General features: G+C 34.0%; 15 protein-coding genes. 10 read left to right on the top strand and 5 right to left on the bottom strand.

Annotated features, from left to right (window positions below; genetic code table 11):
* The first annotated feature begins 121 nt into the window (after positions 1–121).
* Positions 122–1,012 carry a fructose bisphosphate aldolase gene (locus tag HMPREF1252_RS03060; RefSeq protein WP_008901540.1) on the top strand — a complete coding sequence of 297 codons (891 nt, stop codon included), beginning with the start codon at positions 122–124 and terminating at the stop codon, positions 1,010–1,012.
* A 40-nt stretch (positions 1,013–1,052) separates the two neighbouring features.
* Here the strand turns inward: HMPREF1252_RS03060 and HMPREF1252_RS03055 are convergent, their stop codons facing one another.
* Entirely contained in the window at positions 1,053–2,471 is a 1,419-nt protein-coding gene (locus tag HMPREF1252_RS03055) for a copper amine oxidase N-terminal domain-containing protein (RefSeq protein ID WP_023059237.1), read from the bottom strand.
* 187 nt (positions 2,472–2,658) lie between these two features.
* On the opposite strand from HMPREF1252_RS03055, the gene HMPREF1252_RS03050 reads away from it, so the two are divergent.
* Both HMPREF1252_RS03050 and HMPREF1252_RS03045 read left to right on the top strand, forming a co-directional pair.
* Positions 2,659–3,339: an AzlC family ABC transporter permease gene (locus tag HMPREF1252_RS03050; RefSeq protein WP_023059151.1), complete on the top strand. Its 681-nt coding sequence runs from the start codon at positions 2,659–2,661 to the stop codon at positions 3,337–3,339.
* Positions 3,332–3,643, top strand: coding sequence for a branched-chain amino acid transporter permease (locus HMPREF1252_RS03045; RefSeq protein WP_023059356.1), 312 nt, complete (start codon positions 3,332–3,334; stop codon positions 3,641–3,643). The genes HMPREF1252_RS03050 and HMPREF1252_RS03045 overlap by 8 nt, the downstream gene beginning before the upstream one ends.
* A 144-nt stretch (positions 3,644–3,787) precedes the next feature.
* Here the strand turns inward: HMPREF1252_RS03045 and rpiB are convergent, their stop codons facing one another.
* Both rpiB and HMPREF1252_RS03035 read right to left on the bottom strand, forming a co-directional pair.
* Positions 3,788–4,231, bottom strand: coding sequence for a ribose 5-phosphate isomerase B (gene rpiB / locus HMPREF1252_RS03040; RefSeq protein ID WP_023059303.1), 444 nt, complete (start codon positions 4,229–4,231; stop codon positions 3,788–3,790).
* A 1-nt stretch (position 4,232) separates the two neighbouring features.
* Positions 4,233–4,754, bottom strand: a complete 522-nt coding sequence (locus HMPREF1252_RS03035; protein ID WP_023059247.1) for a guanylate kinase — start codon at positions 4,752–4,754, stop codon at positions 4,233–4,235.
* Between the two features lie 89 nt (positions 4,755–4,843).
* On the opposite strand from HMPREF1252_RS03035, the gene HMPREF1252_RS03030 reads away from it, so the two are divergent.
* The 6 genes from HMPREF1252_RS03030 to HMPREF1252_RS03005 are packed head-to-tail and all read left to right on the top strand — an operon-like array spanning position 4,844 to position 12,106.
* Positions 4,844–5,845: an ABC transporter substrate-binding protein gene (locus HMPREF1252_RS03030; RefSeq protein ID WP_023059342.1), complete on the top strand. Its 1,002-nt coding sequence runs from the start codon at positions 4,844–4,846 to the stop codon at positions 5,843–5,845.
* Positions 5,820–6,554 carry an ABC transporter permease subunit gene (locus HMPREF1252_RS03025; protein ID WP_023059417.1) on the top strand — a complete coding sequence of 245 codons (735 nt, stop codon included), beginning with the start codon at positions 5,820–5,822 and terminating at the stop codon, positions 6,552–6,554. Before HMPREF1252_RS03030 ends, HMPREF1252_RS03025 begins: the two co-directional genes overlap by 26 nt.
* Complete coding sequence (locus HMPREF1252_RS03020; RefSeq protein ID WP_023059364.1) at positions 6,541–7,101, top strand: ATP-binding cassette domain-containing protein; 561 nt, start codon at positions 6,541–6,543, stop codon at positions 7,099–7,101. The genes HMPREF1252_RS03025 and HMPREF1252_RS03020 overlap by 14 nt, the downstream gene beginning before the upstream one ends.
* Positions 7,098–7,400: a cupin domain-containing protein gene (locus HMPREF1252_RS03015; protein ID WP_023059159.1), complete on the top strand. Its 303-nt coding sequence runs from the start codon at positions 7,098–7,100 to the stop codon at positions 7,398–7,400. Before HMPREF1252_RS03020 ends, HMPREF1252_RS03015 begins: the two co-directional genes overlap by 4 nt.
* Position 7,401: 1 nt before the next feature.
* Entirely contained in the window at positions 7,402–8,103 is a 702-nt protein-coding gene (locus tag HMPREF1252_RS03010) for an ABC transporter ATP-binding protein (RefSeq protein ID WP_023059216.1), read from the top strand.
* A gap of 1 nt (position 8,104) precedes the next feature.
* Positions 8,105–12,106 carry an ABC transporter permease gene (locus tag HMPREF1252_RS03005; protein WP_023059287.1) on the top strand — a complete coding sequence of 1,334 codons (4,002 nt, stop codon included), beginning with the start codon at positions 8,105–8,107 and terminating at the stop codon, positions 12,104–12,106.
* Positions 12,107–12,155: 49 nt separating this feature from the next.
* Here HMPREF1252_RS03005 and HMPREF1252_RS03000 read toward each other — a convergent pair whose 3' ends face one another.
* A complete protein-coding gene (locus HMPREF1252_RS03000) occupies positions 12,156–12,506 on the bottom strand; it encodes a hypothetical protein (RefSeq protein ID WP_023059201.1) in 351 nt (116 codons plus the stop codon).
* Between the two features lie 185 nt (positions 12,507–12,691).
* Between HMPREF1252_RS03000 and HMPREF1252_RS09210 the strand changes: the two genes are divergently transcribed.
* A complete protein-coding gene (locus HMPREF1252_RS09210; RefSeq protein ID WP_023059279.1) occupies positions 12,692–14,077 on the top strand; it encodes a copper amine oxidase N-terminal domain-containing protein in 1,386 nt (461 codons plus the stop codon).
* Between the two features lie 799 nt (positions 14,078–14,876).
* On the opposite strand, the gene HMPREF1252_RS02990 is transcribed toward HMPREF1252_RS09210, so the two are convergent.
* A complete protein-coding gene (locus HMPREF1252_RS02990; RefSeq protein WP_023059368.1) occupies positions 14,877–15,827 on the bottom strand; it encodes a phosphoglycerate dehydrogenase in 951 nt (316 codons plus the stop codon).
* Position 15,828 lies beyond the last annotated feature (1 nt).

Raw genomic sequence — 15,828 nt, 5'->3', positions numbered from 1 at the left:
GTAAATTAAAACGCCTAATAAGATGAAAAAATACAAATAAACTTAGATTTGAATAAATTAGAAATGTAGTTTTAATTCCAATGTGATATACTGATAATGAATATGGTACAAGGAGGACGAAATGAATCAAAAACAATTAGATAAACTAAGAAATAACAAAGGATTTATAGCAGCGCTTGATCAATCAGGAGGATCAACACCAAAGGCACTTAGACTTTATGGAATAGGTGAAGATAAGTACAGTTCAGAAGAAGAAATGTTTGACCTAGTTCATAAGATGAGAACAAGGATTATAAAATCACCATCATTTAGCGGAGAAAAAATACTTGCAGCAATCCTATTTAAGATAACCATGAATTCAAAAATAGATGGCAAGTACACACCGGATTTTCTTTGGGAAGAAAAAAATGTAGTTCCAATTCTAAAAGTAGATGAAGGCTTGGCTGAAGAAGAAAACGGAGTTAAGCTAATGAAGGAAATGAAATCCATAGACGAGCTACTAGAAAATGCAAAAGAAAGAAATATCTTCGGTACCAAGATGAGATCAGTAATTTATTCCTACAACGAAGAAGGAATAAAAGCAGTAGTTAAACAACAATTTGATTACGCAAAGAAGATTGCAAATGCAGGATTCGTTCCAATCATCGAACCAGAAGTAGACATTCATGCAGAAGAAAAAGAAAAAATCGAAAAGTTCCTACATGAAATCATGATAGAAGAACTAAAAAAACTTGGCGAAAAAACCTATGTAATGTTTAAGATGACACTTCCAGAAGTTCCAAATCTATATGATGATTTCAACGATTTTCCAAATGTAGTTAGAGTTGTAGCACTATCAGGCGGATACTCAAGGGAAGAATCAAATAGAAGATTAAAAGAAAACAGAAGAATGGTAGCATCATTCTCAAGAGCTTTAACAGAAGGACTCCAAAACGATATGACAGAAGAAGAATTCGATAGACTTCTAGGAGAATCAGTAGAATCCATCTACGACGCATCATCAAATAAATAATAAAAATAAGCAGACTATAAAAAATAGTCTGCTTTTTAATTTATTTTTGTAGTTTAATAGTAACTGTGTTATTGTCCTTGTTCCATTCGATATCTTGATCTTTAGCATCTTCTACATTTCCATTGGTTAAGCCAAAAATATTTGCAACATTTACAAGAGAAACTAAAATTCTATTATCTTTTATGATAGGTTTTGAATCCATCTTAACTTTTTTGCCGTTTGAATAGATAATTTCATCGCCATCAATTTGGATAGAAGCAGTTAAACCGTCCTTTGTAAAAGATGCGGTTCTTGTCTTGCTATCCCAGCTAACCTCTACTCCGATAGCTTCTGCGATATTTCTAAGAGGTAACATAGTTCTACCATTTCTAATCACTGGGGAAGTGTACATCTTAGACTTCATTGTAGTACCATTTATTGTTATTTCAAATTCATCTTTATTGATATTAAACACATAGGTAGCTTTCTTTTTCTTTGAAGATTCATCCTTTTTAACTACTTTTGGATTTGAATTTTTATTAGAAAGATTATTTAGATGATGATAATTTAATCCTTTGTTATTATTTTTTGGACTTTCAGCCTTATTATTTTTAGAATTATCTACACTTCCATTATCTTTCGGCTGATTTGCATGGTTCTTATTTTCATCTTTTTTATCCCCATCTTTCTTATCAGGGTTAGGATTAGGTGCGGGTTTTTGATCTTTATCTTCCGGTGCAGCAGATTTTACTTTTGCACTGGCTATAAAAACATTATTTTCATTTGAAACTACAAAATCATTTGGATTTTGACTAGCTGATTTCCAAGTTGGATTTTCATAACCTTCTATTGCTCTTGGAGATACAAGCTTAAATAATGTTTGGTGAAGAGCATCGTGTTGATCTTTAGAAACATCAAATCCTGGTTTTATTTTATATGCACTAAATTCTACTGGATTTTCTTTATTACCAATAACCTTATTAGGCTCTTTATCAGCCTCTACTCCTTCACCGAGTTTAAATTTAACAAGTATTGCATCCGCTGGGGAATTTTGTTCTCCGGCAGATATTGCATGGGAATAAACTTTTAAAATTTGACCTTGAATAACTAGTTCGGATTGATCCCCAAAAGTTAATTTTAAATCCCCCTTGTGAGTACCAAAATTGTCTGCATTTCTATTGGAAGTATCTTCAACTTTAGCATTTTCTAAATATTTTTTTAGTTCTTGGTTATCTCCAGTTATTTCTACTGCATCTTTCCAATTAATATCTTTTGTGCCTTTCCAAACATTGATGTCTTTTATTTTGATATAGTCTTTAATTTTAGACGAAATATCATTTTTTGCTTTTTCTGAGACCGCTGCTAATTCTATTTTTGATACCTCATTTTTATCAACAACAAAACTAGCACCAGCCACTGGATTAATTGTACCAAGTACAATTGACGACGCTAAAATTAGCGAAACTGTTTTTTTCTTCATATAACATCTCCTTTAAAGTGAATTACAATTTAAATTAAGTGTGTTAAAATAATGTCAAATTTAAATTGTCGTTTTATTATAACATGGTAAAAAGTTATCTGACAACAAAAATTTTTTAAGAGATGGTTTGATGTAAAATTTTTAAAATGCTATAATAACTACTAATTAGCTTAAAGGAGGAGAAGATATGATAAATAATTTAAAAAAAGTTTTTCCAATGACGATTCCAATTTTAATTTCATTTATATTTATTGGACTTAGTTTTGGAATATATACATCTTCCTTTGGATATGATTTTTGGATGCCACCACTGACATCCCTTATTATATATTCTGGTTCAATTCAATTTGTCGTTGTGGAAGCTATGCACTCAGGTATGGATATTTTGTCTTTTATCTTAATAGTTGCAATGATGAATATAAGACATTTTTTCTATGCACTTACATGCCTTGGAAAATTTAAAAACTTAAGCGGGAATAAAAAAACTTACGCATATTATTCTCTTTGCGACGAAGCCTATTCGCTCATAATGGGAGCGGAAGCGCCAAGTGACATGAAGAAGGAAGAATTCTATTTTTCTATTTTAATTTTGTTGCAAGCTTATTGGTTTATTGGAACAATACTTGGAGGTATCCTCGGTAACTTTATAAATTATGAAATTAAAGGAATCGATTTTATATTAACTGCACTATTTCTTGTAATATTTCTTAGCCAATGGAAACAAAATAAGGACCATTTTCCAGCAGTCCTTGGAATTTTGGGATCTATAATATCCATGATAATCTTTGGAAAGAACTTCATCCTTCCTGCGATGATTATTATCTTAATCGTCCTTTATGTAGCATATAGGAGGGAAAAACATGACTGAAATGACCTATATTTTTATAGCGGGAATAATAACAATAATTGCGAGATTTCTCCCTAGAATAATTTTTAGAAATAGAGAGCTTCCAGGATTCATAGTCTATCTTGGAGAAAAGCTCCCGTATTCACTAATGGGACTTCTCGTAGTGTTTTGCATAAGGGGAGTCGACTTTACAAATAAAGCAGAAGTATTGCCACTAGCACTTGCCTTTGCAGGAATAATCCTATCCTTTAAATTTTTGAAAAACTTCTTGCTTTCAATTTTTATTGGAACAGGAATATATATGGCGCTTATTCATTTTATTTAGAGTGAATAAGATGAATGGAAAATTATAATTTAATAAAATTAAGACTAAATCTTTTAGTTTTAAATAGTTTAAAGTAGGCATATTTTATATGTCTATTTTTATTTTAAATTTCTTCAAAAAAAAGAGACCATTGGTCTCTTTATATTATAAATGTTTTTCTAGATTCATCATTTTTGCTACTCTCGCTGTGTGGCGGCCGCCTTCGAATTCTGCTTCGAAGAATTCATCCACTATCATCTTAGCTAGGTCTTCTCCTACGATTCTTGCTCCCATGCAGATGATATTTGCGTCGTTGTGTCTTACGCTCATTCTAGCTGAATATGGTTCTGAACAGCAGCATGCTCTTATGCCGTGTACTTTATTTGCTGAGATGGAGATACCCACCCCTGATCCGCATACTAAGACTGCTTTTTCTACTTCTTTTGATGCTACTGCTAGGGCAACTTTTTCTGCAAAGTCTGGGTAGTCGACCCTCTCATCGGAATGTGTTCCGTAGTCCACTACAACGTGTCCTTTTTCTTCTAAATATTTTTTTAGGTTTTCTTTTAGATAAAAGCCTGCGTGGTCTGATCCAAATCCTATTTTCATTTTATTCTCCCGTGATTTCTAATATTTTTTTTGTAACTTCTTCTATTGGAAGTGTTCCGTCTATTACATAATCACATATTTTTTCTGAATTTTCAACTTCTTCTAGGCGAGTTTTGATAGAAATTTCGTCATCGTTTCTCTCTTTAAGTCTATTTTCTATTTCTTTTCTTGGGATTTTTAGATAGATTGCTTTTGCTTCTATCTTTTCTTTTATTGCTAAAGCTCCATTTGATTCTACGATTAGGACGTACTTGTCCTTGGAGCTTGCTGCATCTTCTATGGATTTTAGAGATGTGCCATAGAGGTTCCCGCAATACTCGGTATGTTCAAAGAAGAAATTATCTCTTATCTTCTTTTCAAATTCTTCTCTACTAAGAAAATAGTAGTCTACTCCTTCAAGTTCGCCTACTCTTTTTTTTCTAGTGGTGTAGGTGGTTATTTTTTTAAATCCGTATTCACTTGTCAGTATTTTTTTCTGAGTGGTCTTGCCTGAACCTGAGTTTCCGACTATTAATATAAGCATAATTTCCTCCGTTTAAAGTATTATACACGGTAGCTTCTTAATAGACAATATCAAAAGAATAAACTATAATATATTTAGGAGGAAAGAAAATGAAAAAATATCTATTTATTTTTATGGCAGCCATTCTCTTACTTACAGGATGTGCTTCTAATAACGCATCTTACAAAGATGAAAAGCACGAACAAAAGACTATAAAAGTGGCAGCCCTCAAAGGACCTACTTCAATGGGTCTTGTAAAACTTTTTAAAGATAGCGACGAAGGAAATAGTTACGACAAATATGAATATACGATTTTAAATTCGCCGGAAGAAGTAGTTGCAGGTCTATCAAAGGGAGAATTTGATATTGCAGCTATTCCATCAAACCTTGCATCTATTCTTTACAATAAATCTAAGGGACAAATGCTAAAGGTTCTAGCTATTAACACTGGTTCAGTCTTAAATATCGCATCTAAGGATGAATCTATTAAGACTCTCGAAGATTTAAAGGGCAAGACTATAGTAGCATCTGGTAAAGGTGCGACTCCTGAATTCGTTCTAAGATTTATCTTAGAAAAGAATGGAATCGATCCAGACAAGGATGTAACTTTTGATTTTAAATCTGAACACACAGAAGTTGTAGCTGATCTTGCAAAGAATCCTGATCATGTGGCTCTACTTCCAGAACCATTCTTAACCGTTGCAAAGGGAAAGGTTGAAGGTCTTGATTCTAGAATTTCTCTTGGAGATGAATGGTCAAAGATCGAAGGTGCTGGAGAACTTATCGCTGGAGTTACTGTAGTTTCAAACAAATATCTACAAACTCTTGAAAGTGATGAAGATAAACTAAGCCTTGAAAAATTCCTTGATCACTACAAGGACAGCGTTGATTTTGCAAATAAAAATACTGCTGATGCTGCTAAGATAATCGGAGAAATGAATATATTCCCTGAAGATGTTGCAGTTAAAGCAATTCCAAATTGTAAGATCATGTACGAAGATTCTGACAAGATGAAAGAAGATCTTTCTAAGTTTTACGAAAGCTTATTCTCTGTAAATCCAAAATCTATAGGAGGAGCTTTGCCTGATGAAGGATTCTACTACGAAAGATAGAATATTTACAGGACTAACAGTCATTTTAATATGGCAAATTTTGTATAATTTTGTAGACGTGGAGATATTTAAAGTATCTCCACTCTCTGTTTTACAAAATATTTATGTAAATGTTTTAACTAGAGAATTTTATTTAGATATTTTTTATACTTTAACTTTTACTCTATGCGGAATAATTTTAGGAGTAATAATCGCAATTTTACTTACATATCTATCCTATAAATCCACTTTTATCATGGAGTTATCAAAGACATTGGTCATGATTTTTAAAACTGTACCAATAGTTTCTTTTATTGTTTTTTTCCTCTTTTTTGTAAGTTCCAAATATTTAAATATCTTCACCGCCTCAATCGTAAGCCTTCAAATAGTGTTTACAAATATTATGGAAGGACTTAGAAACATCGACGAAGAATATCTCTTCATGGCGAAGATGTATAGGGCGAAGAAATATTTAATTTTTAAATATATCTATATGGATCATCTTATGACCTATTTAAAAGCGGCTCTTTCAGTTGCAATCGGCATGGCTTTTAAAGCTTCTGTTGCGGCGGAGGTAATATCTCATCCAGAGCATGGCCTAGGTACTAGGATCTATGAATCCAAAATATATCTAGATCTAAATGAACTTTTGACCTTTAGTATTTTTACAGTGCTGATTTCATACCTTGTGGAAAAGATTGTATTGAGGTGTCTTGATGCTAGAGATTAAAAACTTAAACAAATCCTTTGGTGAAAATATAATTCTAAAAGATTTCAATTTAAAATTAAATTCTAAAGAGAGACTAGCTATAGTCGGAAGATCCGGCGCAGGCAAGACCACTCTTTTAAAGATTATCTCCGGAGAGATTTCTGATTACGATGGAGAAGTAAATCTAGATGACGACGTAAGAATATCGATGATCTTCCAGGACAATCTACTATTCGAAAATAGAACCGTCTATGAAAATTTAAAGTTCGTAACGGATAAAGAAACTAGAGAGCTAGAAAAGTTACTTGAGGAACTCGGACTAGGAAGTACTCTAAACCAAAAGGTTAAGACTCTCTCCGGTGGAATGAAGAGACGAATCGCATTTCTTCGTGCTCTTTTGGTGCCCTGCGATCTACTTTTAATGGACGAAGCCATAAGGGAAGTGGACGAAGAGAGTGAGGACCTCATGATTTCATATCTTGAAAATCATTTCGATGGAAGTATTATTTTCGTAACCCATAGTGAAAGCCAAGTGGAAAAACTTGGAGCGAGGAAGGTAGAGATTTGAATTTTTTTGAATATAGAAAAGAAAATGGCGTAGAGCTTGAAGAGACCATTTATGAGAATGGGTATATAAAAATCATAAGAATAGTAAGCTCAGGCGAGACTACAGACTTTATGGAAAGCCCGATGAATGAGCATGTCTTCCTCATCCAAGGCAAGGCAAGAATAACTTTTGAAAATGATAAAGAAATAGAAATGTCCGCTGGAGATTATATATTGATAGAGAAAAATACTAGACATAGGGTGAGCTACACTTCCAGTGAACCTCACTGTCTATGGCACTGTATATATGAGAAGGTGTAAAATGGCATTTATAGAAGTTCGGAACATGACCAAGAGATTTACCGCTGGAAACACCATTGTCCTTGCAAACAATGATATTTCCTTCGACATAAATAAAGGTGAGCTCGCTCTTATAATTGGACCTTCAGGAGCAGGGAAGTCCACCCTCTTAAATATTTTAGGAGGAATGGATAGATGCGACGAAGGCACGGTTAAGATTGGTGAAAGGGATCTGTCCACGTTAAATGAAAAAGAAATGACTACTTATCGTAGGGAAGATATGGGATTTGTATTTCAAAATTACAATCTAATCTCAAATTTAACTGCTCTTGAAAATGTGGAGCTTGCATCTCAAATAGTAAACAATGCTCTTGATGCAAAAGAAGTTTTAAAATCCGTAGGACTAGAAGATAGGATGAATAACTTCCCTCAACAACTCTCAGGTGGGGAGCAACAAAGGGTTGCAATCGCAAGGGCAATATGTAAAAATCCAAAAGTGCTACTCTGCGATGAACCGACAGGAGCTCTTGATTATCATACAGGAAGACAGGTTCTAAAAATATTACAAGAAACAGCGAGAAACACTGATACAACAGTACTTATAATTACTCACAATACCATGATTGCTCCAATAGGCGACAGGGTGCTTGAGATAGTAGATGGGAAATTAGGAAGTTTGACGATTAATAAAACTCCGAAGAATATAGATGAAATAGAGTGGTAGTATGAAAAACGATGGCCTAAAAAAGGATACCCTTAGGGAAATTAAAAAGACATTTTCAAAATTCATATCAATTATACTTATAGTTGGACTAGGTGTCTTCGTTTTTGTAGGCCTTATTACCACAGGACCAACCATGAGGGACACCTTTGAAAAATTTGTAAAGGATTCAAACCTACAAGATCTCATGGTATATTCTCCAATGGGTCTTAAGAAGAAGGACCTGGACATTATAGAAGGCCAAAAGAATATTTCAAAGATTCAAATAGATTACGACGAGGATCTCATAATAGATGGGACGGATTTTGGGATAAAAGTTTTGTCAAATCCTATAAATATTTCAAAACATCTCTTAACTAAGGGAAGAAATGTCGAATCTGAAGATGAGATTGTCCTTGATAGAAATCTTGAAAAAGAAGGATATGAAATAGGAGATACGATCAATTTTAGAAAAGAAATCGACAAATTTGGCACAGGAGTAGATGAAAAAGATTCTTTAAAGAGGTATAGCTTCAAAATCGTCGGCTTTACAGAATACATGGAATATGCTCAAGATGCTATGCGTGGATCCTCAAGGAGAGGTCTGGGAACACTAAAGGGATTTGGTTTTATCGACAAGAGCAATTTTAATAGCGACCCGACCATTGCAAGAATTATCCTAGAGGACACATCTGGGCTAAAGACTGCCAGCAAAAAATATAAAAATATTATAAAACCTGCTGCAGACAGTTTAGAAATAGATTTGAAATTCAGGCCGGAAGAACGCCTCGACTCTTTGAAAGCAGACATAGAAGGCAAGATTGTCGACGGAGAAGAAAAGATTGAAGATGCAAAGATAAAACTTCTTGACGGAAAGAATAAATTAGACGAAGGAAGAGATGCTCTAGAAAAAGGAGAGAGGGACTATCAAAAGGGATACAAGGAATACGAAACTGAAATCTCCAAAGGTAGAGAGAAACTCGAAGACTCCAAGAAGAAACTTGACGATGGCAAGGCTGAAATAGATGAAAATGACAAGAAGCTAAAAGACGCAAAAGAAAAACTTGACGACGGAAAGAAAGAACTCGACGATGGCAAAAACGAATATGAAAAAGGAAAAGAAGAGTTCGTAACAGGAGAAGCTAAGCTAAAAGCAGCTAAAGAACTACTTGATACCACGAAGGTTGAACTGGACAAGGGGAAAATAAAACTCGAAGAAGGCAGAAGAAAGCTAGAAGAAAATGGAAAAAAACTTCAAGATGGAAAAGCTGAACTGGACGAAAACGAAAGGAAACTTGCAGAAGGTGAAAAGAAGTTCCAAGATGGACTAACTGATCTTCAAATCGCAACTGGCACAAAGGGTCTAACCTTGGACGGAACTGCACAGAGAATAGACGATATAGATAAACTTTTGGACGCAGCCATAAAAGCAACAGAAGATTCAAAAGATATAGAAAAGGCAATAACAGATGCTAATGCGGGAGTGAAAGAAGCGAAGGCTAAGAGGGATGATCTTGAAAAAGATATTGCAAACTTGGAATCACAAATCGCATCAGGAACCCTTACAGAAGAAGAGAAGAAACAGAAACAAGAAGTGCTAGATGCTGCGAAGAAACAGAAAGAAATCCTAGACGATGTCATAAAATCCGGTGAAGAAAATATAAAGAAACTAGAAAATAATAAGGCACAAATCGGTCTAATAACAAATACGTTAAAAGAATATTTACCAACCATTGGAAATATAGATGAAGCTAAGTTAAAAGAACTTAAGACTCAGATGGCACAAGCAAAGGAAGGGATTTCCAAACTTCAAGAAGCAAGAACACAGCTCGATGACAGTCGTAAGAAATTAGATGAAGGAAAAGTTAAGTATGAAGCTGGAATGGAAGAGTTTAAGAGAGGAATCGAAACCTTCCAAGAAGGAGAGAGAGAATACTTAGAAAATCTAGCCAAGTATAACGAAGGTCTTAAAAAGTATGAAGACGGCATGAAGGAGCTAGAAGGCAACAGAGGTAAACTCGAAGATGCCAAGAGAAAACTGGAAGAAGGACAAGCGGAATACGAAAAAGGCTTAAAAGAATACAACGACGGCAAAGCAAAGATAGAATCAGCCAAAACTCTTTATGAAGAAGGAATCAAATCCTACAAAGAAGGAGAAGAAACCTTCAACAAAGAAAAGATTAAAGGCGAAAATAAATTAAAAGATGCAAAATCAAAATTAAATAAAGCTAGAAGAGATCTCTCCACCGGCGAAAAAGAATACGAAGAAAATAAACTTACCGCAGATGACAAGATAAAAGAGGCAGAAAAAGATATAGAAAAGGCTAAGGATGTTCTAAAGATACTTGGAGCTACAGAGTACACAGTTGAACCGAGATATTTAAACCAAGGAATAAACACCTACCTCGACTACGCAGCTAGGGTGGACATGCTTTCGATGATCTTCCCAGTATTTTTCTTTATGATTTCAATGCTTGTGTGCTGGACAACCATGACGAGAATGGTAGAAGAAAATAGAATAAATATTGGCACATACAAAGCGTTGGGCTTTAGCGATATAGACATAGCAAAGAAATATTTATTCTATGGAGAGACATCGGCATTTATCGGTGGAATCATAGGACTATTACTAGGATCACTATTTTTAACCAATGTCATAGGAAACGCCTACTCCACAGACACAATCTTTATGGATAATCTTTTAATAAAGATCTATCCGATGAGAAGTCTTCTTGCACTAGTAGCAGGACTACTATCAACAGGACTTACTGCAGCCTTAACTCTTAAAAAATCACTTAAAAATAACGCTGCTACACTTCTTCGTGGAATCCCACCTAAAGAAGGCACGAGGATTTTGATCGAAAGAATAACTCCGCTTTGGAAGAGAATGACATTCTTGCAAAAGGTAACTGCAAGAAATATATTCCGTTATAAAAATAGAATGATAATGACTATCCTTGGAATAATGGGATGTAGCGCATTATTAATCCTTGGATTTGGAATCGAAGGATCTGTAAGTGGAATAAAGGACAAACAGTTTAATGAAATTATGAAGTTTGACCTTGGAATAATCTACGACAGAAATATCGACAAGGAAGAATACGAAGACTTCAGCCAAAAAATCGACAGCATCGAAGGAATAAAAGAAGAAGATTCATTTATAATCAAGAATTTCAAAGCGAAATTTAAAGAGATAGATCAAAACATATCCCTATTCGTTCCAGAAAGCACAGACCACTTAGAAGACTATATAAACTTACGAAATAGGTGGACAGGAAAAAATATTGAGCTTCCAGAAAAGGGTGCAGTCATCTCAGAAAAGATTGCAAAACTTTTAAAAGTAAAAGTGGGAGATTTAATCGAAGTAAAAGATGAACACGGTGAGACCTACAAGGTTCAAGTTGCAGAAATATCAGAAATGTATATAGGTCACTTCATATTTATGAATAGAGACTACTATGAAAAAGTCTTCGGAAAAGAATATGAATCCAACGCAAGACTAATAAAATTAACGGATAAGAAGATGAATGACAGCGTAGTGTCAAAACTTATGGATTACAAAGTAACCTTGGCCACCATGGATGTATCTACCATGGAAAAGATCCTCGATAACTTTATGTATTCAATAATGCTAGTAGTACTAATCATAATCGTCGCATCATCTATGCTTGCGGTGGTGGTGCTATACAACCTTACGAATATAAATATCGAAGAGAGAATGAGAGAAATCTCAACCATCAAAGTTCTGGGATTCTATCCAAAAGAAGTTACAGAGTATATATATAGAGAGACACTATCTCTAACAGTGATGGGAATAATCGTTGGAATGGTGGTAGGAAAGATACTCCACTACGGAGTTTTGCAAGTAGTAGTGCCATATAATGCTATGCTAGATCCAAAACTGGTAGTGAGATCATACTTCCTATCAGCAGCGATAACCATAATAGTAACATTATCAATAATGATGGTATTCCACAAAAAACTTCAAAAAGTAGATATGGTAAGTGCATTAAAGGCACAGGATTAAAAAAATAAATGGTCACAGAAGTGGCCATTTTTTTATTTAGATATTTAATTTAAATCAGATTGAAAAAAATAAAAATTAAAATTGAAATTAAAAAAGTAATAGGGTTAGGCACAGCTAAAAATAGGGTTAGAATCATTAGTAGCGCTATAAAATCTCTGTTTTTTCTTTCCGTTTTTATAGATTTATAATCGGAATAATTAACAGATAGAAGTACAAAATCTTCTTTTGAATTTAATTTGTAGTAATTGTTGTCAAAATAGATTACATACTTTGAGTAGTCCTTGTTTGAAACATTTACAAAGTTAGAATAATTAATGTATTCTTCGATGTAGGATCTGTCTTCTTTTTTAAGAACAGAAGAAATTTTATTTTCGCCATCTATAAAAAATGAAATAACCATAACCCACCTCCCATTATCATTAACTTAATAATATACCTTTCTAAATGATAATAAAAGACCAATAAGAGATAATACAGTTATCAATTAGAAAAAGAAAATTATCAAAAAGAAATGGCTTAAATTGTAAACAAATTGTAAATTGAATAGATAAAGGATATCTGTTACCATAAACGTAGAGGTGAATTATGAAAAAAATAATTACAGCAGTTGTACTTTCACTGCTAATGATTCTAAGTGCATGCAGCCCTGCATCACTTTCATACTTAGACCAAGTTTCAAAGACAACAAAATGGACTAAGTACACACAAGAAGGTAAAATAACAGTTAAGATTGATGGAAAAGACGAAAAAGGCAACAAAATAAACGCAGAAATTCCTATTGAAATCAAATCTGTAAATGACAACATGAAGGCAAAAGTTGACCTTAAATACGGTCTTAAATCTTTCAAAGAAAACTTAGCTAAAACAGAAGGAAAAGATGCTCTTAAGGGAATCGAAATTCCAGATGAAATAGCTTTAACAGTATTCACGGACGGAACCAAATTCATAGTTAAGAAATCACAAATACTTGACCTTGCAAAAGATTTTGCACCAGGAGCATTAAAAGACGTAAAAGAAGAATACGTAGGACTTGAAACTACAAATACAAAAGAAGACGTACAAACAGAAAAAATTCAAGCATACGTACAATCTGAAGAATTTAAAGCAGACATGATCAAGCTAGTAAAAGATGGACTAGATGGATTCAAAGCTGCAAAGGAAATGAAGGTAGAAAAAAATACCTACACCTATGAAGCTAACATGGAAGATGCTGTAAAAGACATCGCAGGAGCAATGGAAAATATCGCTAAGAATAAAGATAAAATCGCTCCAACTCTTGCAGATATGGCAAACAAGATGGGCTTCAAAGAAGTAACTGCAGACAAAGTAAAAGCTGAACTAGCTAAGATAGATGCAAAATCAATAAATGAATCAATAAAATCTGAAAAAGATTTAAAAGATGCAAAATTCAAATTCCAAACTACATTTGGCGAAGATTCAATGGAACAAAACCTATCATTCAAATTTAAAATTGATAAAGTAGGAGTAATCTCAGTTGAATCTAACTCAAAAACTGTAAAAGATGACAAAGTAAAAGTAGAACTTCCAAAAGATGCAAAGATATTTACACAAGAAGAACTTTTTGGAACACTTGGAACAAATGTAGGACCTATGTTCTTAGTAACTCTTAACGATGACGTTGTAGTATTTGAAGATGCAGAACCATTCGTTATGGAAAACAGAACCTTTGTACCATTTAGAGCAATCCTTGAAAAAGCAGGAGCAAAAGTTGAATGGGATAAAGAATCTAAGAAAGTAACAGCAGAATTAGATGGCAAAAAAGTTGAAATGACTATTGGAAATAAAACTATCCTAGTAGATGGAAAAGAAGTTGAACTAGATGTAGCACCAATGATTAAAGACAACAGAACTTATATTCCACTAAGAGGAGCATTCGAAGGATTAGGATTCAAAGTTGAATTCGAAAAGGATGACAATCTATATTCAATAGACATGAAAAAAGAAAAATAATTAGAGATTATTTAAAATCCTTGGGAAACCAGGGATTTTTTTATTTGGATGGGGAAGATGTCATCTTTAAATGAAATTAAAAAGTAATAGAAATAGAAGAATCTGGTCTATATTTAACTTAACCTATCCAAATATTTTTTCAAAAATCTCCCAACTACAGTCACCCTGAGCGAAGACGGCATCGCCGTCGAAGTCGAACGGGTATAACCTCCAAGGGTCAAGTCATTGCAAATGAAATAATTTTAAAAAATTAAAATAAATATCTTACACTTCTCTAACCCTATACTTTCTCCTTCCATTTTTCTTTTACGAGGGGGCGGGAGGAAATTAACGTCTCGCCGAAAAACCTGCGGTTTTACGAACGAGACTCGCAGTTTCCTCCCATCCCCCTCGAGCTCCCTCTGCCCACCTCGCATTATCAGGGAAGTGATTTTCACATTTCGGCTAAAATTTGGGAACTCGCTACGCTCAGACACCCAAATTTTTTAACGCCTCATGGAAAATCACGTAAGTTGCTTAGGTAGGTTATAGCAAAGTTTAAAGATTATATTCACGAAATTTGTATTGTGCTTTATCTGTATAGAGGCTTTTAATTTTGCATTGAAAAATAATATATAGAGTAAGTAATACTAATGAAGGCAGTCACCCTGAGCGAAGACGGCTTTGCCGTTGTAGTCGAACGGGTATAACCCCTAATGGTTAAGTCCTTACAAGTGAAAATATTTCAAGAAGTCCTAAGTTTTAAATCTAAAAGCACAAAATTCCCAACAAAAAAAGCGGCGAGTGCCGCTTAATAGTTCTAATATCCTTTTTCGAAATCAACTATATTTATTAGTTCTTCTTTTTCTTTTAATCTCTTTAGATTTTCCGCTGCTGATCTTGCTCTTCTTCTAAGGAAATCTTCTGATGCGTCAGAGGTGTGTGGAGTGATGTAGATATTTTCTAAATCCCAAAGTTTAGATTTTTCATCTAGTGGTTCTTTAAATACTACATCTAGTGCTGCTGCTTTTAGATGGTTTGATTTAAGGGCATCGAATAGTGCTTCTTCATCCACCACTGTGCCACGGCTGATATTTATAAATGATGATCCTTTTTTCATATTGGCAAAAAACTTACTATCTATTGTTTTATAAGTTTTTTCTGTTGTTGGAAGAAATGATACCACATAGTCCATCTTTGGTAGCACTTTTTCTAAATCTTCGTTTTTAACTATTTCGTCGAAGCCTTCCACTTTTCTTCCGCTGGTGTTTACTCCTGTGATGGTCTTTACAAATGGTTTTAGCCTTACTAGTGTTTCTTTTGCGATGGCTCCTGTGCCTAAAAACAATGCGTGTTTATCATAGAGGGTGCCTGTTTCTTCGAGCCTTTTCCAAATGTGATTTCTTTGTTGTTCTAGATATTTTTTATTTTGTTTTTCTATTTGCAAGATATTGTAGACAATCCATTCTGCTATCGGTTCGCTATATGCGCCGTGGTTGTTGCAGAGGATGATGCCTTTTTCCTTTATATATTCCAAATCCATGTAGTCGATGCCTACTGAGTATAAAAATATATATTTTAGATTTTTAAATTCTTTTAGTTTTTCTCTATTTAAAAGTTTGAACTCCATTCCTCCGCAGATGATGTCTACGTCATTAGGATAGTTGCCAGATTTTATGTCCGAGTTTGTCACGTGGAATGTCTCGTAGCCCAGATCTTTTCCATATTCTGCCAATTCTTTTAATTTGTCGTTAAATATTAATGCTTTCATC

It is taken from the genome of Peptoniphilus sp. BV3AC2 (assembly GCF_000478945.1).
Classification (GTDB): domain Bacteria; phylum Bacillota; class Clostridia; order Tissierellales; family Peptoniphilaceae; genus Peptoniphilus_B; species Peptoniphilus_B duerdenii.
This window is presented reverse-complemented; position numbering and strand designations above follow the sequence as displayed.

Excerpts from the sequence above, each read along its gene's own strand:
- HMPREF1252_RS03060 (WP_008901540.1), top strand. The coding sequence starts at position 122 with ATGAATCAAAAACAATTAGATAAACTAAGAAATAACAAAGGATTTATA.
- HMPREF1252_RS03055 (WP_023059237.1), bottom strand. The coding sequence starts at position 2,471 with ATGAAGAAAAAAACAGTTTCGCTAATTTTAGCGTCGTCAATTGTACTT.
- HMPREF1252_RS03050 (WP_023059151.1), top strand. The coding sequence starts at position 2,659 with ATGATAAATAATTTAAAAAAAGTTTTTCCAATGACGATTCCAATTTTA.
- HMPREF1252_RS03045 (WP_023059356.1), top strand. The coding sequence starts at position 3,332 with ATGACTGAAATGACCTATATTTTTATAGCGGGAATAATAACAATAATT.
- rpiB (WP_023059303.1), bottom strand. The coding sequence starts at position 4,231 with ATGAAAATAGGATTTGGATCAGACCACGCAGGCTTTTATCTAAAAGAA.
- HMPREF1252_RS03035 (WP_023059247.1), bottom strand. The coding sequence starts at position 4,754 with ATGCTTATATTAATAGTCGGAAACTCAGGTTCAGGCAAGACCACTCAG.
- HMPREF1252_RS03030 (WP_023059342.1), top strand. The coding sequence starts at position 4,844 with ATGAAAAAATATCTATTTATTTTTATGGCAGCCATTCTCTTACTTACA.
- HMPREF1252_RS03025 (WP_023059417.1), top strand. The coding sequence starts at position 5,820 with ATGAAGGATTCTACTACGAAAGATAGAATATTTACAGGACTAACAGTC.
- HMPREF1252_RS03020 (WP_023059364.1), top strand. The coding sequence starts at position 6,541 with ATGCTAGAGATTAAAAACTTAAACAAATCCTTTGGTGAAAATATAATT.
- HMPREF1252_RS03010 (WP_023059216.1), top strand. The coding sequence starts at position 7,402 with ATGGCATTTATAGAAGTTCGGAACATGACCAAGAGATTTACCGCTGGA.
- HMPREF1252_RS03005 (WP_023059287.1), top strand. The coding sequence starts at position 8,105 with ATGAAAAACGATGGCCTAAAAAAGGATACCCTTAGGGAAATTAAAAAG.
- HMPREF1252_RS03000 (WP_023059201.1), bottom strand. The coding sequence starts at position 12,506 with ATGGTTATTTCATTTTTTATAGATGGCGAAAATAAAATTTCTTCTGTT.
- HMPREF1252_RS09210 (WP_023059279.1), top strand. The coding sequence starts at position 12,692 with ATGAAAAAAATAATTACAGCAGTTGTACTTTCACTGCTAATGATTCTA.
- HMPREF1252_RS02990 (WP_023059368.1), bottom strand. The coding sequence starts at position 15,827 with ATGAAAGCATTAATATTTAACGACAAATTAAAAGAATTGGCAGAATAT.